General features: G+C 61.2%; 23 protein-coding genes. 15 read left to right on the forward strand and 8 right to left on the reverse strand.

What is annotated here, in order from left to right; all coding sequences use genetic code 11:
- Positions 1-57 precede the first annotated feature (57 nt).
- Entirely contained in the window at positions 58-1032 is a 975-nt protein-coding gene (locus ASC85_RS13285; RefSeq protein ID WP_057449655.1) for a serine/threonine protein kinase, read from the forward strand.
- A 201-nt stretch (positions 1033-1233) separates the two neighbouring features.
- Positions 1234-2121, forward strand: coding sequence for an EamA family transporter RarD (gene rarD / locus ASC85_RS13290; RefSeq protein WP_057449656.1), 888 nt, complete (start codon positions 1234-1236; stop codon positions 2119-2121).
- A 217-nt stretch (positions 2122-2338) separates the two neighbouring features.
- Here rarD and ASC85_RS13295 read toward each other — a convergent pair whose 3' ends face one another.
- The gene (locus ASC85_RS13295) at positions 2339-2857 is read right to left on the reverse strand and encodes a glycine cleavage system protein R (RefSeq protein ID WP_057449657.1); all 519 of its coding nucleotides are present in this window, start codon (positions 2855-2857) and stop codon (positions 2339-2341) included.
- Positions 2858-3480: 623 nt separating this feature from the next.
- Here ASC85_RS13295 and ASC85_RS13300 point away from each other — a divergent pair.
- Entirely contained in the window at positions 3481-5658 is a 2178-nt protein-coding gene (locus tag ASC85_RS13300) for a malate synthase G (protein ID WP_057449658.1), read from the forward strand.
- A gap of 204 nt (positions 5659-5862) precedes the next feature.
- On the opposite strand, the gene ASC85_RS13305 is transcribed toward ASC85_RS13300, so the two are convergent.
- Entirely contained in the window at positions 5863-6309 is a 447-nt protein-coding gene (locus tag ASC85_RS13305; RefSeq protein ID WP_057449659.1) for a response regulator, read from the reverse strand.
- A gap of 259 nt (positions 6310-6568) precedes the next feature.
- Here ASC85_RS13305 and ASC85_RS13310 point away from each other — a divergent pair, with 259 nt between their 5' ends.
- The 8 genes from ASC85_RS13310 (at position 6569) to ASC85_RS13345 (ending at position 15933) form a co-directional block, all read left to right on the forward strand.
- On the forward strand, positions 6569-8503 hold the full coding sequence (locus ASC85_RS13310) for a putative nucleotidyltransferase substrate binding domain-containing protein (RefSeq protein WP_330219809.1): 1935 nt from the start codon (positions 6569-6571) through the stop codon (positions 8501-8503).
- Positions 8500-9207, forward strand: coding sequence for a 3'-5' exonuclease (locus ASC85_RS13315; RefSeq protein ID WP_057449661.1), 708 nt, complete (start codon positions 8500-8502; stop codon positions 9205-9207). Before ASC85_RS13310 ends, ASC85_RS13315 begins: the two co-directional genes overlap by 4 nt.
- A gap of 242 nt (positions 9208-9449) precedes the next feature.
- Positions 9450-9968, forward strand: coding sequence for an RNA polymerase sigma factor (locus tag ASC85_RS13320; protein WP_003206261.1), 519 nt, complete (start codon positions 9450-9452; stop codon positions 9966-9968).
- Complete coding sequence (locus ASC85_RS13325) at positions 9965-10939, forward strand: FecR domain-containing protein (protein WP_057449662.1); 975 nt, start codon at positions 9965-9967, stop codon at positions 10937-10939. Before ASC85_RS13320 ends, ASC85_RS13325 begins: the two co-directional genes overlap by 4 nt.
- A gap of 254 nt (positions 10940-11193) precedes the next feature.
- The gene (locus ASC85_RS13330) at positions 11194-13632 is read left to right on the forward strand and encodes a TonB-dependent siderophore receptor (RefSeq protein ID WP_057449663.1); all 2439 of its coding nucleotides are present in this window, start codon (positions 11194-11196) and stop codon (positions 13630-13632) included.
- A gap of 166 nt (positions 13633-13798) precedes the next feature.
- Positions 13799-14929, forward strand: a complete 1131-nt coding sequence (locus ASC85_RS13335; RefSeq protein ID WP_057449664.1) for a PepSY-associated TM helix domain-containing protein — start codon at positions 13799-13801, stop codon at positions 14927-14929.
- Entirely contained in the window at positions 14926-15105 is a 180-nt protein-coding gene (locus ASC85_RS33055; RefSeq protein ID WP_057449665.1) for a hypothetical protein, read from the forward strand. The genes ASC85_RS13335 and ASC85_RS33055 overlap by 4 nt, the downstream gene beginning before the upstream one ends.
- A gap of 198 nt (positions 15106-15303) precedes the next feature.
- A complete protein-coding gene (locus ASC85_RS13345; protein WP_057449666.1) occupies positions 15304-15933 on the forward strand; it encodes a glutathione S-transferase in 630 nt (209 codons plus the stop codon).
- 182 nt (positions 15934-16115) lie between these two features.
- Here ASC85_RS13345 and creD read toward each other — a convergent pair whose 3' ends face one another.
- The 5 genes from creD to rloA2 form a co-directional block, all read right to left on the reverse strand.
- Complete coding sequence (gene creD, locus ASC85_RS13350; RefSeq protein WP_057449667.1) at positions 16116-17489, reverse strand: cell envelope integrity protein CreD; 1374 nt, start codon at positions 17487-17489, stop codon at positions 16116-16118.
- A 54-nt stretch (positions 17490-17543) separates the two neighbouring features.
- Positions 17544-18518: an alpha/beta hydrolase gene (locus ASC85_RS13355; RefSeq protein ID WP_177343170.1), complete on the reverse strand. Its 975-nt coding sequence runs from the start codon at positions 18516-18518 to the stop codon at positions 17544-17546.
- A gap of 171 nt (positions 18519-18689) precedes the next feature.
- Positions 18690-20108, reverse strand: a complete 1419-nt coding sequence (gene creC, locus ASC85_RS13360; RefSeq protein WP_057449668.1) for a two-component system sensor histidine kinase CreC — start codon at positions 20106-20108, stop codon at positions 18690-18692.
- Positions 20108-20788 (reverse strand): two-component system response regulator CreB, encoded by a 681-nt coding sequence (gene creB, locus ASC85_RS13365; RefSeq protein ID WP_057449676.1) that lies wholly within the window; start codon positions 20786-20788, stop codon positions 20108-20110. The genes creC and creB overlap by 1 nt, the downstream gene beginning before the upstream one ends.
- Positions 20789-20857: 69 nt before the next feature.
- A complete protein-coding gene (rloA2, locus tag ASC85_RS13370; RefSeq protein WP_057449669.1) occupies positions 20858-21364 on the reverse strand; it encodes a retropepsin-like aspartic peptidase RloA2 in 507 nt (168 codons plus the stop codon).
- A gap of 178 nt (positions 21365-21542) precedes the next feature.
- Between rloA2 and ASC85_RS13375 the strand changes: the two genes are divergently transcribed.
- On the forward strand, positions 21543-22436 hold the full coding sequence (locus ASC85_RS13375) for an acyltransferase (RefSeq protein ID WP_057449670.1): 894 nt from the start codon (positions 21543-21545) through the stop codon (positions 22434-22436).
- 151 nt (positions 22437-22587) lie between these two features.
- Positions 22588-22929 (forward strand): hypothetical protein, encoded by a 342-nt coding sequence (locus ASC85_RS13380; RefSeq protein WP_057449671.1) that lies wholly within the window; start codon positions 22588-22590, stop codon positions 22927-22929.
- Positions 22930-22969: 40 nt separating this feature from the next.
- Here the strand turns inward: ASC85_RS13380 and ASC85_RS13385 are convergent, their stop codons facing one another.
- The gene (locus tag ASC85_RS13385; protein WP_057449672.1) at positions 22970-23545 is read right to left on the reverse strand and encodes a DUF2780 domain-containing protein; all 576 of its coding nucleotides are present in this window, start codon (positions 23543-23545) and stop codon (positions 22970-22972) included.
- A gap of 300 nt (positions 23546-23845) precedes the next feature.
- On the opposite strand from ASC85_RS13385, the gene ASC85_RS13390 reads away from it, so the two are divergent.
- Both ASC85_RS13390 and ASC85_RS13395 read left to right on the forward strand, forming a co-directional pair.
- Positions 23846-24268, forward strand: a complete 423-nt coding sequence (locus tag ASC85_RS13390) for a hypothetical protein (protein WP_057449673.1) — start codon at positions 23846-23848, stop codon at positions 24266-24268.
- Between the two features lie 105 nt (positions 24269-24373).
- Complete coding sequence (locus ASC85_RS13395) at positions 24374-24946, forward strand: hypothetical protein (RefSeq protein WP_057449674.1); 573 nt, start codon at positions 24374-24376, stop codon at positions 24944-24946.
- Positions 24947-25446: the final 500 nt, after the last annotated feature.

A 25446-nucleotide genomic window follows, 5' to 3' on the forward strand; every position in this document is an offset into this window, starting at 1 on the left:
GTCTGCGCTACCATGCTGGGCCGGACGCGGCAGCCCTGCCGCTGCGCAGGAGTCAGCATGTCCCATCCGTTTGAAACCCTCACGCCCGACCTGGTACTTGATGCCGTTGAAAGCATCGGTTTCCTCAGCGACGCCCGCGTGCTGGCCCTCAACAGCTACGAGAACCGCGTCTATCAGGTCGGCATCGAAGATTCCGAGCCGCTGATCGCCAAGTTCTATCGTCCTCAGCGCTGGACCAACGAAGCGATCCTGGAAGAGCACAGCTTTACCTTCGAGCTGGCCGAATACGAAGTACCCGTGGTCGCGCCGCTGATCCACAACGGCACCAGCCTGCACGAACACGTCGGGTTTCGTTTCACCCTGTTTCCCCGTCGCGGCGGCCGTGCACCGGAGCCGGGCAACCTCGATCAGCTCTATCGCCTGGGACAATTGCTCGGGCGCCTGCACGCCGTCGGCGCGACCCGTCCGTTCGAACATCGTGAAGCCCTGGGCGTGAAGAATTTCGGCCACGATTCGCTGGCCACCGTGCTGGCAAGCGGCTTCGTCCCGCGTAGCTTGCTGCCGGCCTACGAGTCGGTCGCCCGGGACCTGCTCAAGCGCGTCGAAGAGGTCTACGCCGCCACACCCCACCAGAACATCCGCATGCACGGCGATTGCCACCCGGGCAACATGATGTGTCGCGACGAGGTGTTCCACATCGTCGACCTGGACGACTGCCGCATGGGCCCGGCGGTGCAGGACCTGTGGATGATGCTCGCCGGCGACCGCCAGGAATGCCTGGGGCAATTGTCGGAATTGATGGACGGCTACCGTGAGTTCCACGACTTCGACCCGCGGGAATTGGCGCTGATCGAGCCGCTGCGGGCCCTGCGCCTGATGCACTACAGCGCCTGGCTGGCGCGGCGCTGGGACGACCCGGCGTTCCCGCGCAGCTTCCCGTGGTTCGGCAGCGAACGCTATTGGGGCGACCAGGTGTTGGCATTGCGCGAGCAACTGGCGGCGCTCAATGAAGAGCCGCTGAAACTGTTCTGACCCTACTGCTGGTCCCCCCTGTGGGGAGCTTGCTCGCGATGGCGATCGAACATTCGACACCTCTGTCGACTGACACACCGCTATCGCGAGCAAGCCTGCTCCCACAGGGGATCTGCGGTGATTGTGCACAATACTCACAGCGCAACCAGACAAATCTCCTTACAATCACTCCTTTGTTAGCTGCCTAAGCAAGGATTCTGCATGCAAGCCGCCAACCCGCGTCGCGGGTACATCCTGGGCCTGAGCGCCTACATCATCTGGGGTCTGTTCCCGATCTACTTCAAGGCTATCGCCAGTGTCCCGTCGGTGGAGATCATCATTCACCGGGTATTGTGGTCGGCCCTGTTCGGCGCGGCGTTGCTGATGGTCTGGAAACATCCGGGCTGGTGGCGCGAGCTGCGGGACAACCCACAGCGCCTGGCGATCCTCGCCCTGAGTGGGACGCTGATCGCGGCCAACTGGCTGACCTACGTCTGGGCAGTGAACAACGGGCGCATGCTCGAAGCCAGCCTGGGCTACTACATCAACCCGCTGGTGAACGTATTGCTGGGCATGTTGCTGCTGGGCGAACGCCTGCGCCGCATGCAATGGCTGGCGGTGGGGTTGGCGGCGGTCGGCGTGGCGCAGCAGGTCTGGCAAGTGGGCAGCCTGCCGTGGGTGTCGCTGGCGCTGGCGCTGACCTTCGGTTTCTATGGGTTGATCCGCAAACAGGCGCCGGTCAAGGCGTTGCCGGGGCTGGTGGTGGAAACCTGGATGCTGGTGCCGATCGCCATCGCCTGGTTGCTGTTCAATCCCACGGCCACCAGTGCCCAGGCCGCTTTCTGGACCACCTCCGAAGCCTGGTGGCTGGTGGCGGCCGGCCCCGTGACGCTGGTGCCGTTGGTGTGTTTCAACGCCGCAACCCGGCATTTGCCCTACACCACCATCGGTTTTCTCCAGTACATCGCGCCGACGCTGGTGCTGCTGCTCGCCGTGATGCTGTTCGGTGAGCACCTGTCGTCCAGCACACTGGTGGCGTTCCTGTTTATCTGGGCCGGGCTGGCGGTGTACAGCATCGATGCCGTGATCAGCATGCGTCGGCGCAGCTGATCAAAAAACGCACAAACCTCTACAGGCCACGTCTGGCGTGGCCTGCGCTCATCCTTCCCAAGGTTATCCACAGCGTGATCCCCGCCGTTTGTGCACAAGCCCTTGAAAACTGGTGATTTTTTGAGCACTGCTCGCTGAGGCCCGGCGGGCCTGGGCTGGAGCCGGGTCTCTACAGGTTATCCACAGGCAGGCGCAGTTTTTCCTTGGATAACCTTCGTCACGCTTCGTCGCTGAGCTTGAGCTCCACCATCAACTCATCGGCCAAGGTCTCCAGGCGTTCCTGCAACGTCTCCAGCGACAGGGTCAACGGCACCCCCAGGATCGCTTCGGCGTGGAACAGCAGTTCGCTGCTCATCGGTGCCGGCCGGACGTAGGTCACCAGACGCTCGACATTGACGCCCTGCTCGCTCAACAACCGGGTGATGTCCCGCACGATGCCGGGACGGTCGTTGCCCACCAGCTCCATGGTGATGGGTTTCCAGGTGCAAGACTCCTCAAGGGCGCTTTCAGCGATCAGTACGCGGATGTCGTGAGTCGATAGCCCCTGCAAGGCTTCGATCAGTTCCTCATGGGCCTCGGCCGGGACGCTGATTTGCAGGATCCCGGCAAACTGCCCGGCCAGGCGCGACATGCGGCTATCCAGCCAGTTACCGCCGTGCTCGGCGATGCAATCGGCAATGCGCTCGACCTGCCCGGGCTTGTCCGGGGCGAAAACAGTGATGACGAGGTGGTCCATGGCGCAGTCCTCTTGTTGGGGGAAGGGACAGTATAGGCAAGGCTGAAGCTCAACACGGTCGCGCTTTCATGATGAGGGAGCTTGCTCCCGCTGGACTGTGCAGGAGCTATGTAGGAGCTGTGTAGGAGCTGTGTAGGAGCTGTCGAGTGCAACGAGGCTGCGATCTTGCCCCAGACACTTGAATCTCAAGCGAAAGATCAAAAGATAAAAAGATCGCAGCCTCGCTTCGCTCGACAGCTCCTACAGCGGGAGCAAGCTCCCTCGTCACGGGAATCTGTGTACGAACCATAGATTTATCTGGAACAATCTATCTGTTTTTTGAGAACATCCCGTGCCTCGTCGTGACTGTACTGCTTTAGTCGGTCGCGGAACGACGCAATTAGTCTAATTTTCACAACCGCAATTGATCATGTAGTATTCCGCAGCGAGCACTACATAACGTTGTATCGATGTCTGCTTAAGGCGCAGTCGCATCCCTGAAAAGCCCCGTCAGCAAGGCTTACCACCCAGCCGCCAGCGATGGCATGTACTGGTTCCGGGGTTTGTGCTTTAAATGTCCCGAGGCTTCATTGTCAAAATCGAAGAGCTGAAAAGCGAAATAGCTGAGCAGAGTGAGGCAAGCAATGACTGAACACGTTCAAGTCGGTGGCCTGCAGGTCGCCAAAGTCCTGTTCGACTTCGTGAATAACGAAGCCATTCCCGGAACCGGCCTCACCGCCGACGCGTTCTGGGCCGGTGCCGACAAGGTCATCCACGACCTGGCGCCGAAGAACAAAGCCCTACTCGCCAAACGCGATGATTTCCAGGCGCGGATCGATGCCTGGCACCAGGCCCGTGCTGGCCAGGCCCACGACGCCGTGGCTTACAAAGCCTTCCTGCAAGACATTGGATACCTGCTGCCAGAAGCGGCGGATTTCCAGGCTACGACCCAAAACGTCGATGACGAAATCGCCCGCATGGCCGGCCCGCAGCTGGTGGTGCCGGTGATGAACGCCCGCTTCGCCCTCAACGCATCGAACGCCCGCTGGGGTTCGCTGTATGACGCGCTGTACGGCACCGACGCCATCAGCGAAGCCGATGGCGCGGAAAAAGGCAAAGGCTACAACAAGGTCCGCGGCGACAAGGTTATCGCCTTCGCCCGCGCCTTCCTCGACGAAGCCGCGCCCCTGGCGGCCGGCTCCCACGTCGACTCCACCGCTTACAAAATCGTCGACGGCAAACTGGTGGTCACCCTCAAGGGCGGCAGCAACAGCGGCCTGCGTGACGATGCCCAGTTGATCGGCTTCCAGGGCGACGCCTCGGCACCGACCACTGTGCTGCTGAAACACAACGGCCTGCACTTCGAAATCCAGATCGATGCCAGCACTCCGGTCGGCCAGACCGACGCAGCCGGCGTCAAAGACATCCTGATGGAAGCAGCGCTGACCACCATCATGGACTGCGAAGACTCGGTCGCCGCTGTCGATGCCGATGACAAAGTGGTGATCTACCGCAACTGGCTCGGCCTGATGAAGGGCGATCTGGCTGAAGAAGTCGCCAAAGGCGGCCAGACGTTCACCCGCACCATGAACCCCGACCGTGTCTACACCGCCGTCGACGGTTCGAGCGTGACCCTGCACGGCCGCTCGCTGTTGTTCGTGCGTAACGTCGGCCACTTGATGACCATCGACGCCATCCTGGACCAGCACGGCAACGAAGTGCCGGAAGGCATTCTCGACGGCCTGATCACCAGCCTGGCAGCGATCCACAGCCTCAACGGCAACACCAGCCGTCGCAACAGCCGCACCGGCTCGGTGTACATCGTCAAGCCGAAGATGCACGGCCCGGAAGAAGCCGCGTTCACCAACGAGCTGTTCGGTCGCGTCGAGGACGTGCTGAACCTGCCGCGCAACACCCTCAAGGTCGGGATCATGGACGAGGAGCGCCGTACCACGGTCAACCTCAAGGCCTGCATCAAGGCCGCCAGCGAGCGCGTGGTGTTCATCAACACCGGCTTCCTCGACCGTACGGGCGATGAAATCCATACCTCCATGGAAGCCGGCCCGATGGTGCGCAAGGCCGACATGAAAGCCGAGAAGTGGATCGGCGCCTATGAAAACTGGAACGTCGACATCGGCTTGAGCACCGGCCTGCAAGGTCGCGCACAAATCGGCAAGGGCATGTGGGCGATGCCGGACCTGATGGCGGCGATGCTCGAACAGAAAATCGCCCATCCAATGGCCGGCGCCAACACCGCCTGGGTTCCCTCGCCGACCGCCGCTGCCCTGCACGCGCTGCATTACCACAAGGTCGACGTGTTCGCCCGCCAGGCCGAACTGGCCAAGCGCGCGCGTGCATCGGTGGACGACATCCTGACCATCCCGCTGGCCGTCAATCCGAACTGGACACCGGAGCAGATCAAGAACGAACTGGACAACAATGCCCAGGGCATCCTTGGCTACGTGGTGCGCTGGATCGACCAGGGCGTGGGCTGCTCCAAGGTGCCGGACATCAACGACATCGGCCTGATGGAAGACCGTGCGACGCTGCGTATCTCCAGCCAGCACATCGCCAACTGGCTGCGCCACGGCGTCGTCACGCAAGACCAGGTGATGGAAAGCCTCAAGCGCATGGCGCCGGTGGTCGACCGCCAGAACGCCAGCGACCCGCTGTACCGTCCGCTGGCACCAGACTTCGACCGCAACATCGCCTTCCAGGCGGCGGTCGAGCTGGTGATCGAAGGCACGAAGCAACCTAACGGCTACACCGAGCCGGTACTGCACCGTCGTCGTCGCGAGTTCAAGGCAGCCAATGGGTTGTGATTGAGCGGTAGTGCAACAAAAAAAGCCCTGATCGAAAGATCAGGGCTTTTTCATTGCAAAATCACCAGGCCCTGGCTGATGCTTGAGTCATTGCGGCAAGGGGATTTATCTGTGGGAGCAAGGCTTGCCCGCGATGAAGACAGCGCGGTCCTTGGTGAACCGAGGCGCCTGCATCGCGGGCAAGCCTTGCTCCCACAGACGATTTTAGAGATCCATCCCCAACTCATGCTTGACCAACCCCAGCAACTTTTCGGTATCGATCGGCTTGAGCAGAAAGTCCACCACGCTCAGGTGCATGGCTTCGATGGCGTCTTTCACGTCGGCATCGCCCGACACGATGATGATCGGCAGCGCCGCCCGCGGCGACTCGCGCACCAGGCGAATCAGTTCCAGGCCATCGACATTGCCCATCCGCAGGTCGGTAATCAACAGGCCGATCGTTGGCTTGGTTTCCAGCATCTTGAGTGCCGTTTCACCGCTGGCGGCGGTCATGCAGTGAATCCCGTCCAACGCCAGGATCTCCGACAGCAGCTCACGAGCGTCCTTGTCGTCATCGACGATCAAGACGCGCTGCGGCGGCAGGTCAGGTTCCAGCATGACGGCACTCAGCGCCTCGCGCTCGGCGTCACTCAAAATATCGTGGTCGGACATGATGCTCTCTACGTTCTTTAAATCGATCCCCTGGCACAGTGGTCAGACATCGTTCTGCGGCGCTTCAATGTGCACTTCGTCGGATTTTTTTCCAAGAACATTTAATGACGATTTTTCTGACGCCTAGCGTAGGATTTTTCCGTAAGCCCTCCCCTGTGCAGCGACCTAGACTTACGTCCAATGGGCACCCCGCGCTGAGGGGCCGACCATGAGAGAACGGATCCGACCACAACAATCAAAAAAAGACTGCGTAATGGTTATGAAAAAAGCGGACGCCTTCATCCAGGCAGGGAAAACCGCGGTGTTGCAAAACATCCAGGGGACGCTGCAGTTTCTCCAGCGCTTCCCCCCGTTCAACCAGATGGAAAACGCCCACCTGGCCTATCTGGTGGAGCAATGCCTGCTGCGTTTTTATGCGCCGAGCGACACCATCATCAAACCGGCCGACGGCCCGGTGGAACACTTCTACATCGTCAAGCAAGGCCGGGTGATAGGCGAACGTCCGCATTCGGCCAAGGGCGGCACCGAAACCACCTTCGAAATCACCACCGGCGAATGTTTCCCCCTCGCCGCGCTACTGGGCGAACGGGCCACGCGCACCGAGCACCGGGCCGGCGAAGACACGTTCTGCCTGCAACTGAATAAACAGGCCTTCATCAAACTGTTCGCCCTGTCCGGCCCGTTTCGCGACTTCTCCCTGCGCGGGGTCAGCAGCCTGCTCGACCAGGTCAACCAACAGGTCCGGCAAAAGTCCGCACAAACCCTGGGCACCCAGTACTCCCTCAACACGCGGCTGGGCGAACTGGCGATGCGCCATCCTGTCAGTTGCAGCCCGGACACGCCGCTGCGTGAAGCCGTGAAGCTGATGCACGAACAGCAGGTCGGCAGCATCGTGGTGGTGAATGAGCAGAAAGCCCCGGTGGGAATTTTCACCTTGCGCGACCTGCGGCACGTGGTGGCCGATGGGGACGGGGATTTTTCCCAGGCCATCGTCGGACATATGACCCAGGCCCCGTTTTTTCTCTCGCCGGACCACAGCGCCTTCGACGCGGCCATCGCCATGACCGAACGGCACATCGCCCATGTCTGCCTGGTCAAAGATCATCGCCTGTGTGGCGTGGTGTCGGAACGCGATCTGTTTTCCCTGCAACGGGTCGACCTGGTGCACCTGGCCCGGACCATTCGCAGCGCCGCCAAAGTGGAAAACCTGGTGGCCCTGCGTGGCGAGATCGGCCAACTGGTGGAGCGCATGCTGGCCCACGGCGCGTCGTCGACCCAGATCACCCACATCATCACCCTGCTCAACGACCACACCGTGTGCCGGGTCATCGAACTGACCCTGATCGACAAGGGTGATCCAGGCGTGCCGTTCAGTTGGTTGTGTTTCGGCAGTGAAGGCCGGCGCGAACAAACCCTGCACACCGACCAGGACAACGGCATTTTGTTCGAGGCCCGGGACGCCGCCCATGCCGCGCAGATTCGCGGCCTGCTGCTACCCATCGCCCAGCAGATCAACCAGAGCCTGGCCTTGTGCGGCTTCACCTTGTGCAAGGGCAACATCATGGCCGGCAACCCCGAGCTGTGCCTGTCCCGTGCCGAGTGGGCCCGGCGCTTTTCGGCATTCATTCGCGAAGCGACCCCGGAAAACCTGCTGGGCTCGAGCATCTATTTCGACCTGCGGGTGGTCTGGGGCGATGAGCAAGGCTGCGAGCAGTTGCGCCGGCAGATCCTCGATCAAGTCGCCGATAACCGTTTGTTCCAACGCATGATGGCCGAAAACGCTCTGCGCCACCGCCCGCCCGTGGGCCGCTTCAGGGATTTCGTACTGAGTCGCAAGAACGGCGAAAAGGCCACCCTCGACCTGAAAGTGCAAGGCCTGACGCCCTTCGTCGACGGCGCCCGTCTGCTGGCGCTGGCCAACGGCGTCGAAGCCAACAATACCCTGGAGCGCTTGCGGCAATTGGTCGACAAGCAAGTGATCGAACCGCTCGATGGCGCAGCCTACGAAGAGGCCTATCACTTCATCCAACAGACCCGCATGCAGCAACATCAATTGCAAACCCGCGAGAACCTGCCCTATTCCAACCGCGTCGACCCCGACAGCCTCAACCATCTGGATCGACGCATCCTGCGCGAATCCCTGCGCCAGGCCCAACGCCTGCAAAGCAGCCTGACGCTGAGGTATCAGTTGTGAGCATTTTTTCCTGGTTGCGCCCAGCCCAACCCATGTTGCCCGAAGAAATACAAAGGCGCCTGGAACACCTTCCAGCGGCGTCAGCCTTGAGTGAATGCGACCTGCGGGAACAACGCTGGGTCGTGCTGGACCTGGAAACCACCGGGTTGAACCTGAACAAGGACCAGGTGCTGTCCATCGGCGCGGTGGTCATCGAAGACGGCGCCATCGACTTCAGCCAGCAGTTCGAACGCACCCTGCAATGCGATAAGCAAAAACTCGGGCCGAGTGTATTGATCCATGGCCTGGCGCCCAGCGCCATTGCCGCTGGCAGCGACCCGGCCGAGGCGCTGCTGGCGTTCATGGAGTTCGTCGGCGACAGCCCCCTGCTGGCCTTTCACGCACCGTTCGATTCGCACATGCTCGGGCGCGCCTTGAAGGACTACCTGGGCTATCGCCTGCAGCATCCGTTCCTCGATGTAGCAGACATGGCCCCGATGCTTTGCCCGCAAGCCCATCTGCGCAAGTCAGGCCTGGACGAGTGGATCGACTGGTTCAAGCTGCAAGTCTTCGACCGCCACAACGCCAGCGCCGACGCCCTGGCCACGGCGGAACTGGCGCTGATCCTGTTCAGCCGCGCCCGCCAGAAACAGATCCACAGCCCGCTTGACCTGCAACAACGCCTGAGCCACTGGAAACGGCGGCAGCAGGCGCCTTCGCTCTAAATCCTCTGCTCCGAGGGTGGTTTACCTGTGGGAGCAAGGCTTGCCCGAGAGGGCATCGCCTGGTTTGACAGCCAAACCGAGTCGCCTGCATCGCGGGCAAGCCTTGCTCCCACAGACCTACTGGGTCCACAGACTTATTTGGGCCCACAGACCGGGTCCCGACCAGCGCCAATTGCTTTCCCGCCTCCGCCTCTGCCACAATCGCGAACAATTCTCGTTACTTAAAACGTCGGTGATGCTCCGTGTCGTCAGTTCCTAGCCCTCACAGTGATTTGGTTGGTGCGTTGTACCGTGACCATCGCGCTTGGCTATTGGCATGGCTGCGACGCAACGTGGCGTGTTCGCAACGGGCCGAGGACCTGAGCCAGGACACCTTTGTGCGCTTGCTGGGTCGCGAGGAGCTGAAGGCGCCCCGCGAACCGCGGGCGTTTCTGGTGGCCATCGCCAAGGGCCTGCTGTTCGATTATTTCCGTCGAGCGGCATTGGAGCAGGCCTACCTCACCGAACTGATGCTGATCCCCGAGGCCGAGCAGCCCTCGGTGGAAGAACAGCAAATCATCCTCGAAGACCTCAAGGCCATCGATCGCCTGCTCGGCAAACTGTCGAGCAAGGCCCGCGCAGCCTTCCTCTATAACCGCCTCGACGGCCTCGGCCACGCCGAAATCGCCGAGCGCCTGGGGGTTTCGGTGCCGCGGGTACGGCAATACCTGGCCCAAGGCATCCGACAGTGCTACATCGCACTTTATGGTGAGCCGACATGAACCAGGCCCATGCCAAACCGGTCTCGGCCCGCGTGCTGGATGCCGCCATTGCCTGGCAGTTGTCCCTGGACTCAAGCAGCGCCCAGGAGCGTGAAGCCTTCGCCCAATGGCATGCCGCCGACGAAGAACACGCCCGGGCCTGGCGACAGCTGGGCATGCTTGACCAGCGTTTCAGTGTGGCCAATGGGCCGGCGCGGGCGGCGTTGCTGCAATCGCGGGTGAGCATTCGCCGCCGGCTACGCAAGGTCGGCAGCGGCCTGGCCAGTGTTATCGCGGTCATCGGCCTGGCGTTGTTTGCCGGCGATCGTTATCTGCCGCTGGATTACTGGCTGGCCGATCAGCGCACCGCGACAGGCGAACAGCGCACCCTGCGCCTGGCCGACGGCACGCTGATCAACCTCAACACCCATAGTGCCCTGGACGTGCGTTTCGATGACAAGCAGCGCCGCATCGTCCTGCAGGAAGGCGAGATCCTGGTGGAAACCGGCCACGACGACCCGCGTCCGTTCATCGTCGAAACCCGCGAAGGCACCCTGCGCGCCTTGGGCACACGGTTCCTGGTCAAGCGTGAAGACCAAGGCACGCGCCTGAGCGTGTTGAAATCCGCTGTGGCCGCGCATCCGCAGGCCACGGACAAGGAACAGATCCTGCGCGAAGGCCAACAAGTGCTGATGCGCCGCGACGGCCTCGGGCCGACCCTTGCCTTGAACCCCGGTGCCGATGCCTGGACCCGCGGCATGCTGGTGGTGGACAACGCGCGCCTTGAAGACCTGATCCACGAATTGGGACGTTACCGGCGCGGCTACCTGGGCGTCGAGCCACAAGTGGCAGACCTGCGCATCACCGGCAGTTTCCCACTGCACGACACCGACCTGGCCTTGACCGCCCTACTGCCGACCTTGCCGGTGCAAGTCGAGCATCACACGCGGTGGTGGGTGGTGGTGGGGCCACGGGTTGAAGCCAAACCCTGACGAATGTTGCGTCAGTGATGACGTCTTCGCGAGCAGGCTCGCTCCCACAGTGGAACAGCGGCGAACACCCAACAGGGGATCACCGAAGCTCAAATGTGGGAGCGAGCCTGCTCGCGATGAGGCCATCTGCCTCACCATAAAAACCAAGCTAGCCCGCAAAACGAATCTAAATTATTTTCATCCAGCCCTATCACTTTTCAATTTTCATCCGGCACCCAGGCAATTGAGAAATATTTCCATTCAGGAGCCGCCGTATGTCCCGCCCGCTAGACACCCTGTTGCGCCCCAGCCTGTTGGCCATCGCCATTGCCTTTGCCGTCCCGTTGACCAGCGCCCCACTGCTGGCCGCCGAACAGGCCACGAGCGTGCGCACCTACAACCTGCCCGCCGCACCACTGACCAGCACCTTGAACCAGATCGCCAGCCAGGCTGGCCTCGCCCTGAGCCTGAATCCGTCCCTGGCCTCGGGCAAGACCTCGGCCCCGGTCCAGGGCCAGTTCGACGCCACCGGCGCATTGCGCGAAGCCTTGCGTGGTACCGGCCTGCAACTGGAACAAAGCAGCGCCGGCACCTACAGCCTGGTGGCGGTGCCTGAAGGCGTCATGGCCTTGCCGGAAACCAGTGTGATCGGTGCCGGTGTCAGCGAAACCGCGTGGGGCCCGACCGCGGGCTACGTCGCCACCCGCACCGCCGCCGGGACCAAGACGGATACGCCGATTGTCGAACTGCCGCGCTCAGTTTCCGTGGTCACCCGCCAACAGATGGAAGACCGTTCGGTCCTCAACCTCAATGACGCCCTGCGCTACACCGCTGGCGTGCAGAGCAGCGGTTACGGTTCGGACTCGCGCAACGACTGGCTGCTGGTTCGCGGTTTCATACCGACCCAGTTCCTTGATGGCCTGCCGCTGCCCAAGGGCAACTACATCACCCCGAAAATCGAGCCCTGGAACCTGGAGCGCATTGCCGTGCTGCGTGGCCCGGCCTCTTCGGTCTACGGCCAGACGCCCCCTGGCGGCATGCTGGACATGGTCAGCCGTCGCCCACAGGCCGAAAGCAGCAATGAAGTCGAGCTGCAGGCCGGCAGCTATGAACACAAACAGATCAATTTCGACAGCACTGGCAAGGTCGATGACGAAGGCCAGTTCCTCTATCGGCTCAGCGGCACCGTGCGCGACAGCAATTCCCAGGTCGATCACATCCCGGACAAGCGCTACAACCTCGCGCCGAGCCTGACCTGGAACATCAACGACGACACCCGCCTGACCTTCCTGTCCCAGTACACCCGCGACGACACCGGCATCACCGGGCAATTCCTGCCCCTGCAAGGCACCAAGCTGTCCTCGCCAGCGGGCAAGATTTCCCACCACAAGAACCTCGGCGACCCGGACTGGGAATTCTACGACCGTACCTACTACGCACTCGGTTATGCGTTCGAACACCGTCTGAACGATACCTGGCAGTTCCGCCAGAACCTGCGCTACACCAAGAGCGACCTGGAAACCCAAGGCATCTCGGCAGGCGGCCAATTCTGGCCAGACGGCCCCGACCAATCGGTGGACGCCGACGGTAACGTCAAGCGCAGCGCCAGCGTCATCAACGAAGACATCAGCCAGTTCGCCGTGGACAACAACTTCCAGGCCGACTTCCAGACCGGCGCCCTCAGCCACACCCTGCTGCTGGGCCTGGATCACCAGCGCTCCAACAGCAATTCGCGCTGGGATTGGGGTTCGACTGGCGTGCCGACCAGCAACATCCACAACCCGACGTATGGACAGGATTTCTCCAACGTCGAGTACTTCACCATGTATGACTACAACCAAAAGACCCACCAGACCGGCCTGTACGTCCAGGACCAGATCGCCCTGGACAACTGGCGCCTGACCCTCGGTGGTCGTGAAGACTGGATTCACACCGGCACCGTGTTCCACAACCTGAACAACGTCACCAACACCCAGCGCGACAAGAAATTCAGCGGCAACGCGGCGTTGAGCTATGTCTTCGATAACGGTGTGACGCCCTACATTTCCTTCGCCCAGTCGTTCCAGGCGGCAGCGGGCTCGACCGTCAACAGCACCGACGCGTTCAAACCCACCGAAGGCGAACAATACGAAGCGGGTATCAAGTACCAGCCACCCGGCACCAAAACCCTGCTGACCGCTGCGGTGTTCGACCTGACCCAGAAAAACAACTCCGTCACCGAAAACAACGTCACCCGCCAGGTCGGTGAAGTCCAGGTGCGTGGCCTGGAACTGGAAGCCTCGGGCGACGTGACCGACAACCTGAAACTGATTGGTTCCTACACCTACAACGACAGTGAAATCACCAAGGGCACGGCGGCTGAAAAGGGCAAGCGCATGGCCCAGGTGCCGCGCAACCAGGCCACAGCCTGGGCGGACTACACCTGGCATAACGGCCCGCTGGATGGCTTCGGCGTCGGCGCCGGTGTGCGTTATGTCGGCGACACCTACGGCAACACCACCAACACCGACTGGGGCCATGTCGGGTCCTACACCGTGTACGACGCCTCGGCCCATTACGACCTGGGCCGTTTGAACAAGACCCTCAAGGGGGTCACGGTGGCGGTGGACGCGAAGAACCTCTTCAACAAGGACTACCTGTCCACTTGCGACGGCTTCTACTGCTACTACGGCGACCAACGCAACGTCGTCGCCAGCGTGAATTACAAATGGTAAACGGTTAGCATTTGCATACCCACTTTAGCGAGCACTATGTGGGAGCAAGGCTTGCCCGCGATGGAGACGACTCGGTTTCGGAAGGACCGCATCGCCTGTTTCGCGGGCAAGCCTTGCTCCCACAGATACCCTCGCCACAAGGTGCCCTTTTACATCCGGATCGATCATGAAAAGCAAAACCATCCGCCGCTGGTCCTTCGTCCACACCTGGACCAGCCTGATCTGCACGGTGTTCCTGCTGATGCTGGCGATCACCGGGCTGCCGTTGATCTTCCACCATGAAATCGAACACCTGCTGGGTGATGCCCCGCAGCTTCGGGAAATGCCGGCCGACACGCCGCCGCTGGACCTGCAACAACTGGTGGAAAAAGCCAAGGCCCATCGCCCGGGGGAAGTGGTCCAGTATTTTGGCTGGGACGATGACGATCCCAACGGCGTCATCACCATCATGGCACCGACACCGGGCACTGAACCCAACTCGTCCCACACCTTCATGCTCGACGGGCGTACCGGCGAGGCCCTGGAAATGCCCTCCGCCAATGGCGGTTTCATGATGGTCATGCTGCGCCTGCACGTGGACCTGTTCGCCGGGCTGCCGGGCAAGTTGCTGCTGGCGTTCATGGGCCTGCTGTTCGTGATCGCCATCGTTTCCGGAGTGGTCCTGTACCTGCCGTTCATGCGCCGCTTGAAGTTCGCCACGGTGCGCCAGGACAAATCCACGCGCCTGCGCTGGCTCGACCTGCACAACCTGATCGGCGTGGTCACGCTGGTCTGGGCGCTGACCGTGGGCGTCACCGGCGTGATCGCCGCCTGCGCCGACCTGATCATCGCCGCGTGGCGCAACGACAGCCTCAGCGCCATGGTCGAACCCTACCGCAACGCCCCGCCGCTGACCCAACTGGCGCCGGCCACCCGGCTGCTGGACATCGCCAAGGACGTCGCGCCGGGCATGGAACCAAGTTTCATTGCCTTCCCCGGCACGTTGTTCTCCAGCGAGCACCACTACAGCGTCTTCATGAAGGGTGACACCCACCTGACCTCGCACCTGCTCACGCCCGTGCTGATCGATGCCACCACGCTGGACGTCACTGCCGTCGCCGAACGGCCGTGGTACATGGACGTCATGAGCCTGTCCCTGCCGCTGCACTTCGGCGACTACGGTGGCCGGCCGATGCAGATCTTCTGGGCGACCCTCGATGTGCTGACCATCATCGTCCTCGGCAGCGGCGTTTACCTGTGGCTGGTGCGGCGCAAAGCGGCCAAGCGTGCCACCGTTGGTACGGAGGTCGCCTCGTGAGGCCTCGACAGTCGAGTTTCTGGAAAGTGTTTGGTATTCCCCTGATGATTGGTGCGCTTAGTGCGGCAGGGTTGTTCAGCGCATTACTCGGTGACGGCGTCTGGGATGCGGTGAGCTGGGTTGGGCTGGGAATACCTACGGTGCTGGGGACTTGGGGATTGATCAAGCGCGGGTAACTCCAGCCAAACGCAAACCCAATGTGGGAGCGAGCCTGCTCGCGAAAGCGGGGTGTCAGTCAACTTCGATGCAACTGACTCACCGCAATCGCGAGCAAGCTCGCTCCCACAATGGAATCCAACTGGTCACCCGACCACTCGCCAGCCGCCCCGTAACTGTCTAGGCTAAGCCCCTGGCCGTTTACCGAGGATGCCTGCATGTCCACTCCCAGCATGACGCTGTTCCACAACCCCGCTTCGCCCTTCGTTCGCAAGGTCCTGGTGCTGCTGCACGAAACCGGCCAGCAAGACCGCGTGGCGTTGCAGCTCAGCCAGCTCTCGCCGGTCAAGCCGGACCGGGCGCTGATCGATGACAACCCGTTGAGCAAGATCCCGGCCCTGCGCCTGGCCAACGGGACGGTGATCCATGACAGCCGCGTCATCCTCGACTACCTCGATCACCAGCACGTCGGCAACCCGCTGATCCCCCGGGACGGCGCAGCCCGCTGGCGGCGCCTGACCCTGGCCTCCCTGGCCGATGGGATCATGGATGCGGCGGTGATGATCCGCTACGAAACCGCGCTACGCCCTGTGGAAAAACACTGGGACGAATGGCTCGATGCGCAGCGGGACAAGATTCGCCGGGCCCTGGGTATGCTCGAAGCCGAAGCGATTGCCGAACTGGCCTGCCACTTCGACGTGGCCTCCATCAGCGTGGCCTGCGCCTTGGGCTACCTGGACCTGCGCCATCCCGACCTGGAATGGCGCAAGGCCAATCCGCAACTGGCGGCGTGGTTTGCCGAAGTGAGCTTGCGGCCTTCGATGCTCGAGACGGTGCCCAGAGTTTAGCTTTGCGTTGGCTGTGCCGGCCTCATCGCGGGCAAGCCTTGCTCCCACATAGACCCGCTCAACCTGTGGGAGCAAGGCTTGCCCGCGATGGCAGCGCACCGGATCCAAAGGAAACAACCCAGCAATCTGCATCACCAGCACCTCCCGCACCCGCTGATCCTCACGCAACCCCAGCGACCGGCTCATTTCACCTCTCCCAGATCAAAGCTCATCGCAGCCGCCGGCTTCGCCCCGACCCCATACCAGTCCAGCTTGCGGGTCAGCACCATGAACACGCCCAGCAGGCCGAACAGCAACAGCGAGCCCATCAACAGCGCGTAGTCCTCGGCGCTCAACAGGCCGTAGAGCAAACCGTACAAGCCCGCCAGCCCTGCCGAGAATCCCAGGCCGTGGCTCACGCTGCGCAGCACATGGCAGACATAGAACCCGATCAGCAATACACAGGCGCTGGCCGACACCAGGTACGCCAGGGTGAAACCGATGTGCTCCGACAGCGACAACAGCAGCAGGTAAAAGAACGCCAGCGCCACGCCCACCAAGGCGTACTGAACCGGGTGCACCGCCAGGCTCTTGAGCACTTCGAAGAGGAAGAAGCCGGCGAAGGTCAGGGCGACAAACAGCAGCGCATATTTGATCGCCCGGTCGCTCTTGAGGTACTGGTCCACCGGGTCGATGAAGCTCACCCCGAAGGCCCGACTGCGGAACGCTTCGCAACTGTCGCTCGGTTCGCAGGCTTGCAGGGTTTCCAGAAGGTTGGTGGAGAAAAACGACGTCTGCCAGTCCGCACTGAAACCCTGCTCATTGATCTCACGATTGGTGGGCAGGTAGTTGCCGATGAAGCTGGGGTGCGGCCAGTCGGCCGACAGGTGCACCTTGGTGGATTTGCCCACTGGCAGAATCTGGAACTCGCCAGTGCCTTGAAGGCGCAGGTCAAAACCGAAGGTCAGCTCAGGGCCGCCCTGGGCGGTGATCATCGGCAGCGGCACATGCACACCCTGCCCCAGCCAGCCGAGTCGCGAGCCTGGCAGGAAGTCGACGGTCTGTTGGTTCAGCGTCAGGGTCAGCGCATTCTCGATGCCGCGAATATCGCTGATGCCGACGCTCATGTACGGCTCGTCGAAGCGGTAATCGGCGAAGTCCTTGGCGGCTACACCGTAGCGCTCAGGCACCTTGAAGCGGCCATCGATCCGGTTATCGGCATGGAACAACCGCGCTTCGTAGATGCCCCGGGCCCGGGTTTCGGTGCGGACCTGGCCGTCGAGCTCAAACTGCTCCGGTAGAAAATACAACTCGCCCGCTCGCTCGACGGTTTCCAGGAAACGCACACCGGTCTTCTCGTTGGTGTTCCAGACCTTCACGCTCTTGCGAAACGGCACCACGATCATCGGCCCGATCAGTTGCTGGCTGTAGCTGGAGCTGCGGGCAATGTCCTGCAGCACACCGTCACGCAGTTCCTGGCGCTCATCGATGAGGCCGTTGATCATCAATAACGGGATCATCAACAAGAGAATCAATAGGGCGATCATGCCCAGTTTTATGGCGAGACTGCGGTTCATGTGGGGCTCTCCCTGTTCGAATGAGGGAGAGTCTGGGATGGCTTTGTGTTGGGCTTATGGAGCGATTGTGGAGATTGTGTGGAGACTGCCCTCGCCTCGTTGCGCCGAAGCGCCGGCATCCGCGTCATCCACGCTCTGGAAAGCTTCTCGCAGGGAATCCTCCATCAGTTGCCAGGCCTCCTCGGCCGATTCGTCCGGCCCCAGGTGGGTGAACATATGGTCGCAGCCTTCAAACATTCGCTGGCGCACCGGCACACCGGCCTGGCGCAACTTCTCGGCGTAGGCCTCGCCCTCGGCACGCAAGATATCGTATTGCGCCGTGATCACCGTGGCTGGCGGCATCCCCGCCAGCGCCTCGACCGGCGCCAACAGGGGTGAGGCCAACGGATCGCGAGCCTGTGCCGGATCGCTCAGGTAGCAGCTGTTGAAGAAGCGCATCAGGCCGGCATTGAGCAGTGGCCGGGCACTGGTGGACGTCTTCAAGGCTGGGTCCTGGTGCAGATCCAGCGCCGCATAGTCGATCAACTGATGCACCACCTTCAACCCTTGATGCCCTCGCGCCAGCCCCGCCACGGCGGCGGCCAGATTGCCGCCAGCGCTATGGCCGCCAACTGCGAAACGCTGAGGATCGATGCCCAGCGTTTCGGCTTCGCTGGCCAGCCATTCGAGCACCGCGAAGCACTGCCGCGGGGCTGCGGGAAAGGCGTGCTCCGGCGCCAGCACATAGTCCAGATTGACCACCAGGCAGTTCAGGTTATGGGCCAGTCGACGGCAATAGCTGTCGTCGTGTTCGGGCGTCCCCGCGACAAAGCCACCGCCATGGAAATTCAAGTACACCGGCAGCTTCGCCGAGGACTGCGAATGGGGCCAGTAAAACAGCGCCCGCGCAGCCCCCCAAGGGGTCGGGATGGTTTGCTCGACCACTGCGCGCAACGGAAACAGCGCAGCGTCATAGGTAAACTTCGCCTTCATTCTCTTGGCGAAGGCGCGCAACAACTTGGCCTGCAGTTTTTGCCAGAGGCTCACCATGCTCATGCTCCCGGTTGTGTATCCACGAATAGGACCAGCCGACCGAAAGTCATCTCGCCGTAAGGCATGGCTTGCTGACAGGTTTATTGAATCGTTCGCCGGTGTTGAGGAGAAACTAAACCTAAAAAATGGTTATGTAAATTAATCAATAACAAGATTAACCAAACTCCCTCAAGGTAACCTCAGCACCACCTCAACCCCACCCTCGACATTGCCGATACTGAATTGTCCCCCATGCAACTGCACCACTTCTTCCACGAAGTTGAGCCCCAGGCCAGTGCTCTTGCGGCCGCTGTCCGGGCGCGGCAAGGAGTAGAAGCGCTCGCTCAGGCGTGGCAGCGCGTAGTCGGGAATCGGCGCGGCCTGATTGAACAGGCGGATCTTGACGCGGTTACCGCTGCGCTCGGCGCTGATACGTAGCAGGCCGTTGACGGGGGTGAAGTCCAGGGCGTTTTCCAGCAGGTTGCCCAAGGCCTGGCGCAACAGGAACGGCTCACCGGTCAGCGTCAGGTCGGCAGCGATGTGCTGTTCAACCGTCAACTGGCGACTTTCAATCCAGCCGCCACGCGCTTCCAGCAGCTCGTCCATCAACGCCGCCAGCGGCACCGCGACTTCTTCCTCCAGCCCCTGGCGCTGCTCGATCTGGGCCAGGTTGAGCAAGCGTTCGATCAACTGCTGCATGCGCACACTTTCGTTGTCGATGTTATTGACGAAGCGCTGGTGCTGGGCGGCGGGCATGTCGCTTTGCAGCAGTTCGGCGGCACCGCGAATCGCCGCCAGCGGACTCTTGAGTTCGTGGGTCAGGGTGTGCACATAACGCTCGACGTAAGCCTTGCCTTCCAGTTGCGTGCGCATGTGTTCCACAGCGCCCGCCAGTTGCTCGAACTCGCCACCGCGATAATGCGGCACCTCCACCCGACGCCCCTGGCTGACCGCCTGGGCATAGGCCGTCAAACGCCGCAGTGCCGCACTGAGCCACCAGGACAGCAAGCCGCCCAGCAACAGGCCCAGGGCCACCAACCCGGCGCCATAGGCCAACAGTCGCCGTTCGGTGCGATCGACATAAGGCTGCAATGAACTGTTGGGCTTGGCGACGGTGACGACCCCGATGATGCGGCCGTTGTCGCGGATCGGCGCGCCGACGTGCATCACCGAAGACGTCGGATCATCCGGATCGCTGCGGCTCGAGCGAGCGCCGTAGTGGCCGCGCAGGGTCAGGTAGACGTCGTTCCAGCGCGAATAATCCTGGCCCACCGCCACGCCACTGGAGTCGAGCACCACGATGCCCTTGGCATCGGTGACATAGATGCGATGGCTGACCTGGTTTTTCGGCAAGCCCCAGATCGTCGCCGCCGGCTGGCGCTCGCCGTAGGCCTTGAGCAACTGCGGCCAGCGATTCTGGTTGAGGGTGCCGGCCTTGAAATCGTCCCGCAGGATCTCGGCCATCAGGTTGGCCGTGTCCACCAGGGTTTCTTCGGTGGACTGGCGCACGCCGGGGCGGATTTCCTCCATGACCGTGTTGAGCACGAAATAACCAGTCAAGGCGATAAACAGCACATACACCAGGAAAATCCGGATCCCCAGCGACATCAGCTGTGCCCTGGGCTGTAGCTGTAGCCCAGGCCCCGATGCGTCTGGATCGGCTCGGCCTCGGCCCGGACCAGGCGCAGCTTGGCGCGCACGCTCTTGATGTGGCTGTCGATGCTGCGCTCGTAGCCGGCATCGCTGGCCACGCCCAGGGCATCGAGCAATTGTTCGCGGCTGAAAACCCGCTCAGGTTGCTCCAGCAGACAATTGAGCAGGCGGAACTCGTGACGGGTGAGATTCAGCGGTTTGCCGCGATAGTTGATCTGCACACGGTCGGCATCGACCTGAAACAGCGCCGTGCTCGACTCCGCCGTCGAACGCGGCGCCACGCGCTTGAGGATCGCCCGGACCCTGGCCGCCACCTCGCGGGGGCTGAAGGGTTTGACCACATAATCGTCGGCACCGATCTCCAGGCCCACCACCCGGTCGATCTCGCCATCCCGGGCTGTAAGAAAGATGACCGGAACGTCGCTGAAACGTCTGAGATTTTTACAAGTCTCGAATCCGCTGATATCCGGCAGCCCCACATCGAGGATGATCAGGTCCGCCGGAGCGCTTTTCTGGTGCTCAAGGGCCGCCGCACCAAGGCTCAGCCACGTGGTGTCGAACCCCTCCCCTTGCAGGGCAAACACCAGCGTATCGGCGATGGCGGCTTCGTCTTCGACAATCAGGATATGAGGCATGGCTTGCGAGCCCGGCAGTAAAGTTGCCGGAACGGTGCCGCAAGCCATGGGGTACGTCAATCAGGGAAATCAGCAGTCAGGCTTATCCGCCGTAAACCGCCGCGCCGGGTTCACCGCCGCCCCGAACTCACGCAACGCCTTGGCGCCAATCAGCAACGGGTAATTGAAACTGCTGCGGTCCGTCAGGTTGACCTCGACCGTGCGTTTGACGTTACCCAGGCACAACTCCAGATCGACCACCGGGCGCTTGGTGGGCGCGATCTTTTCATCGTCCTCTTCATCTTCCTCGGAACGGGTCTTGATCTTGCTGATGCGCGCAATCTTGTGCTCGTAGACCTTGTTGCTCGCATCCTTGGTCGCCAGGCGGAACCGCACCCAGTCATCGCCGTCGCGGGTGAAGGTCTCGATGTCCTTGGCCGACAGCGAGGCGGTCAGGGCGCCGGTGTCCATCTTGGCCTTGAGCACTTCGCCGCCGATTTCCGGCAGCGCGATGTATTCGTAGCGCCCGTACAGGGTCGGCTCGGCGGCCAGCACTGGAAGGGCCACCAGGGAAAGCAGGGCGAGAAAGGATTTCATGCAATAGGGCTTCCTGTGTGGGTGGTTTTTTAGACCGTGACCGATGGATTCGTTCGGTTGGTCATGCACCTGTGGCCCAGCCTACCCTGACCAAGGTGAAACTTTCGTCCACACCGATTTGGCCTGCCGCCCGAAGCTTGCTTATCATGGCCCGCCCACCTGTTTGCAAGAGTCATCTATGCGCCGCCTGCTCACCGGCTGTTTCGTCACGCTGCTGTTGTTGCTCAACACCTTGGTGCTGTTCGGGCCGTTGATGGTGTTCGCCGTGCTCAAACTGGTCCTGCCCGGGCGCTTTCGCGACTATGCCTCATGGGCGGTGATGTGGATCGCCGAGACCTGGGCCGAGATCGACAAGCTGATCTTTGCCCTGTGCATCCCCACCCGCTGGGACATTCGCGGCGGCGCCGACCTGCGCGGCGATACTTCTTACTTGGTGATCAGCAATCACCAGTCCTGGGTAGACATCCCCGCCCTGGTCCAGACCCTCAACCGGCGCACGCCGTTCTTCAAGTTTTTCCTCAAGAAAGAGCTGATCTGGGTGCCGCTCCTGGGGTTGGCCTGGTGGGCGCTGGACTACCCGTTCATGAAGCGCTACACCAAGGCTTTCCTGGCAAAGAACCCGGAACTGGCCGGCAAGGACCTGGAAATCACCAAGGCCGCCTGCGAGCTGTTCAAGCGCCAGCCGGTCACCGTGGTCAACTACCTCGAAGGCACCCGCTTCACCGCCGCCAAAAGCCAACAACAGCAATCGCCCTTCAGCCACCTGCTCAAGCCCAAGGCCGGGGGCGTGGCGTTCGTGCTGGCGGCCATGGGCGAACAACTGGACGCGGTGCTGGACGTGACTGTGGTCTATCCACAAGAGCGCATTCCCGGGTTCTGGGACTTGATCAGCGGCGCGGTACCCAGGGTCATCATCGACATCCAGACCCGCGAACTGGACCCGACGCTATGGCAAGGCGACTACGAAAACGACCCGGTGTTTCGCCAGCACGTGCAGGACTGGGTCAACCAGCTATGGACTGAAAAGGACCGACGCATCGCGGCCCTGCGCAGCGAGGGAAGTACTGCCTGACCGTTCTGAATACCTTAAAGCGGGAGGTCTGCTTTTTTGGACCTGTCCTCTTTTAATTCCAAATCGACATAAAAAACTGTCAACCCTGACAGTAGCCCTGGCCAGGCACAGCCGCAAACATGTCGCCGACACAGAATATGGAGGCAGGCCAATGGGAAACTTCATGACAGGCGGCTCTGGAATACTCTTGCTGATAATCGGTCATGTCCACGCCGCGGAAGTCACTCACCCGAGTGCGGCACCCAGCCATGGCAATAATGAAACGGTAGAGATTCAGGATGATCGCGAATGGCAGCAACCGCGCCTCATACAGGCCGCCAACCCAGCGGTGGAGCAATTCAACGAGGCCGAGTTCGCGATCCATGAATCCGACGAAGAGGAACAAGCATTAAGCAGGGTAACCCTTACCTGCAAAGTGGCTGGCATCCATCTCACGCTGCATTACCTTCAGGCCCAAGCGCCAACACCCGACTGCTTCAGCTTGAGCTTTTAAGGGCTTCGTGGCGGATTTTCGATGTCGCCACCTTTATCTATCAAACACCCGCACCCGTGCCCCAGATGCCACCCAGGTTCTGCAGCAACGAACCCGCCACGCCCTGTTGGCCGAGGTACTGCAAGATGATCGGGGCAAACTGGCCGATCATGCCGCTGTCCATGCCCAGCGCGCTGAAGGCATTGTTCAGGTCGCCGGTGTCCTTGACGTTGCCCAGCAAGCCGTCGAGCAGGGCATTTTTGTCCGACCCACTACCGAGCAAGCCGCCCAGGCCGTTGAGTCCGCCGATAGCGCTGTTTCCGGCAATCTGATCCAGGCCCGGCACACTGTTGCTCAACTCGGAGAACTGCGGCTCGCTGAGGCGATTCTTCGCCAGCCCCAGCATCGCACCGGCGCCGCCGATGGCCTGTTCCGGCGTGATCTTGAGTTCCGATCCCAGGGTATTGAGCAACCCGGCAGCTTTCGGCGCGGCGGCTACGACACCCTCCTCTTCACCTGGGTTGCCCTGTATCGCCGACACCACATTGGCTGCGTCACTGAGGCTGAACTGCGCGAAGGCCGGGCTGGCAACCAGCGCCAACAGGCAAGACAGAGCAAAACCGCGTGAAACCTTCATCAGGAACATCCTCTCGACCATGAAAAAGCCGCCCATCAGGGCGGCGTAAAACGTGTTTTGGACCGGCGCGGGCGGAGATTGTTCCTATAGCTATTGCATTAATGGCCGATAGCTATTACAGAGAAGTCTTACAAGGCCGTCAGAAGCGTCTGATTTTGAAGAAAATCACGTTTTTTATATAGCTAAAAGTTACCAAACATTCGTATACAGTTCTAAATTGACATAAATAACTGCCAACATTGACAGTAGCCCGCCCGACCAAAGCCGTGAATCGTTGAAGTGAGCCCTGGAGCCTGGCACATGAAAAAAATACTGGCAGGAGGCGCGGTGTTGTTTTGGCTGATCATCGGCCACGCCCATGCCGGTGAAATAACCTGCCCTGCCGTCACTGACATCCATAGAAACATTGAACCGGTGGAAGATGTTTTCTTCGTCGATGTACAGGATGGCTACGAATGGGAGAGCGAAAGCCTGGTGGACGTGGTCGACCCGGCATCGTTGCAATTCAAAGGCGCCAAATACGTTATCCATGAAGCCGACGAGGACAGACAGGCAGCCACAAGGGCGACCATCACGTGCCGGTACGGGGACATAAATCTGAATCTGGAGTATCAGCAGATCCTGGAACCGGCCTTTTCAGGCTGGGTGAATAATCGCTGCGAAAGCCCGGATAGCAGAATGTGCAGGCTAATGGACGGTGACTACTTCAACCTGATTAATTGATCGGGAATGGCAACCGCGTCACTGTTCCTGCACAGCGTCTCAAGGTGCCCTGCCATCGCCTGCACCGTTACCGTACAGTGCGACCTCCTCCAGCAGAGTTTGCCTATGAACGTAAAAATCGGCGGCGCGACCCTCGCCGTCATCCTGACGGGCATGCTCATTGTCCTGGGCGTCAACGAGTGCCAGCGTGGCCCGCTGAATCCGGAACTGGCCGACGGCACCAGCGAAGAACAAAAGACCTGGCTGACCATCGAGCACCGCATCAAGCGCTCCGACCCGACTCTCACCGATGTGACCCGCGACCAGCAAACGCTGACCGTGCTTTACCAGCCAGGTGCTTGCGCGGATGACTGCGAGCCCTGGGTCCCGCACATGCTGCGCGTTGTCGGCCATGGCCTGGCAGCGCTCAATGGCGCACCAGGGGGCAAGCAATACACGCAAGTGACCGTCAAGGCGCGACTGCTTGCCGACGATGATGTGGAACTGGTCTACGACATGCGGGGGTTCGACGCCATCAAGACCCAACAAGGCGGCTATGAAACCTTTGCCGGCATGCCTCGCAGCCTGAGTTTCAGCGCCGACGCCCTGGCCCAGGCGCAAGCCTATTGCCAAGGCCCTAGCGCCAAAGGTTTCTACCCTGAATTCTGCGAACGGGTCGGGACCGCAACTGCCCTGTAGGAGCTGGCGAAGCCTGCGATCTTTTGATCTTTCGCTTGAGACTCAAGTGTCTGGGCAAGGATCGCAGCCTCGTTTCACTCGACAGCTCCTACGGACGATTCCGTTGCGCGATGGCTGCGATGTGCTGGACGTGATCGGTCGACGCTTGCAGGCACAAGCCATGGCATGACCGCTGCGGCAGTCATCCAACTATCAACGCACAATCCGTTATTTCTTCTCGGTATTGCCTACTGTCAACTCTGACAGTAGGCAACGATGGGTGCCGGCTCTAAGCTCCAGCCGAGACAGCGAAAAAACAAGGCTCTGGGCAAACCACAGTCCCTGTGCCTTTCTTCATTCGGGCAAGCAGGACAATAAAAAATGAACGACCGAATCAAAGGAACCGTTAAATGGTCGGCGTTTTTCAAGGTAGTTGTCGCGTCAACCGTTTTGCTATGCCGCTTTTTTCTCGGTCTGCTGTTCCCGATCCGGGTTTAGCAGCACCGTTCCTATCGGCTCCC

Source organism: Pseudomonas sp. Root401, from assembly GCF_001425105.1.
GTDB classification, from domain to species: Bacteria; Pseudomonadota; Gammaproteobacteria; order Pseudomonadales; family Pseudomonadaceae; genus Aquipseudomonas; species Aquipseudomonas brassicacearum.

What these genes read in the sequence shown, in the direction of transcription:
- ASC85_RS13300 (WP_057449658.1), top strand. Translation starts at nt 3,481, where the DNA reads ATGACTGAACACGTTCAAGTCGGTGGCCTGCAGGTCGCCAAAGTCCTG.
- ASC85_RS13380 (WP_057449671.1), top strand. Translation starts at nt 22,588, where the DNA reads ATGGGAAACTTCATGACAGGCGGCTCTGGAATACTCTTGCTGATAATC.
- ASC85_RS13335 (WP_057449664.1), top strand. Translation starts at nt 13,799, where the DNA reads ATGAAAAGCAAAACCATCCGCCGCTGGTCCTTCGTCCACACCTGGACC.
- ASC85_RS13355 (WP_177343170.1), bottom strand. Translation starts at nt 18,518, where the DNA reads ATGGTGAGCCTCTGGCAAAAACTGCAGGCCAAGTTGTTGCGCGCCTTC.
- creB (WP_057449676.1), bottom strand. Translation starts at nt 20,788, where the DNA reads ATGCCTCATATCCTGATTGTCGAAGACGAAGCCGCCATCGCCGATACG.
- ASC85_RS13345 (WP_057449666.1), top strand. Translation starts at nt 15,304, where the DNA reads ATGTCCACTCCCAGCATGACGCTGTTCCACAACCCCGCTTCGCCCTTC.
- ASC85_RS13395 (WP_057449674.1), top strand. Translation starts at nt 24,374, where the DNA reads ATGAACGTAAAAATCGGCGGCGCGACCCTCGCCGTCATCCTGACGGGC.
- ASC85_RS13330 (WP_057449663.1), top strand. Translation starts at nt 11,194, where the DNA reads ATGTCCCGCCCGCTAGACACCCTGTTGCGCCCCAGCCTGTTGGCCATC.
- ASC85_RS13375 (WP_057449670.1), top strand. Translation starts at nt 21,543, where the DNA reads ATGCGCCGCCTGCTCACCGGCTGTTTCGTCACGCTGCTGTTGTTGCTC.
- ASC85_RS13390 (WP_057449673.1), top strand. Translation starts at nt 23,846, where the DNA reads ATGAAAAAAATACTGGCAGGAGGCGCGGTGTTGTTTTGGCTGATCATC.
- rarD (WP_057449656.1), top strand. Translation starts at nt 1,234, where the DNA reads ATGCAAGCCGCCAACCCGCGTCGCGGGTACATCCTGGGCCTGAGCGCC.
- ASC85_RS13285 (WP_057449655.1), top strand. Translation starts at nt 58, where the DNA reads ATGTCCCATCCGTTTGAAACCCTCACGCCCGACCTGGTACTTGATGCC.
- rloA2 (WP_057449669.1), bottom strand. Translation starts at nt 21,364, where the DNA reads ATGAAATCCTTTCTCGCCCTGCTTTCCCTGGTGGCCCTTCCAGTGCTG.
- ASC85_RS13385 (WP_057449672.1), bottom strand. Translation starts at nt 23,545, where the DNA reads ATGAAGGTTTCACGCGGTTTTGCTCTGTCTTGCCTGTTGGCGCTGGTT.
- ASC85_RS13310 (WP_330219809.1), top strand. Translation starts at nt 6,569, where the DNA reads ATGAAAAAAGCGGACGCCTTCATCCAGGCAGGGAAAACCGCGGTGTTG.
- ASC85_RS13305 (WP_057449659.1), bottom strand. Translation starts at nt 6,309, where the DNA reads ATGTCCGACCACGATATTTTGAGTGACGCCGAGCGCGAGGCGCTGAGT.
- ASC85_RS13325 (WP_057449662.1), top strand. Translation starts at nt 9,965, where the DNA reads ATGAACCAGGCCCATGCCAAACCGGTCTCGGCCCGCGTGCTGGATGCC.
- creD (WP_057449667.1), bottom strand. Translation starts at nt 17,489, where the DNA reads ATGAACCGCAGTCTCGCCATAAAACTGGGCATGATCGCCCTATTGATT.
- creC (WP_057449668.1), bottom strand. Translation starts at nt 20,108, where the DNA reads ATGTCGCTGGGGATCCGGATTTTCCTGGTGTATGTGCTGTTTATCGCC.
- ASC85_RS13295 (WP_057449657.1), bottom strand. Translation starts at nt 2,857, where the DNA reads ATGGACCACCTCGTCATCACTGTTTTCGCCCCGGACAAGCCCGGGCAG.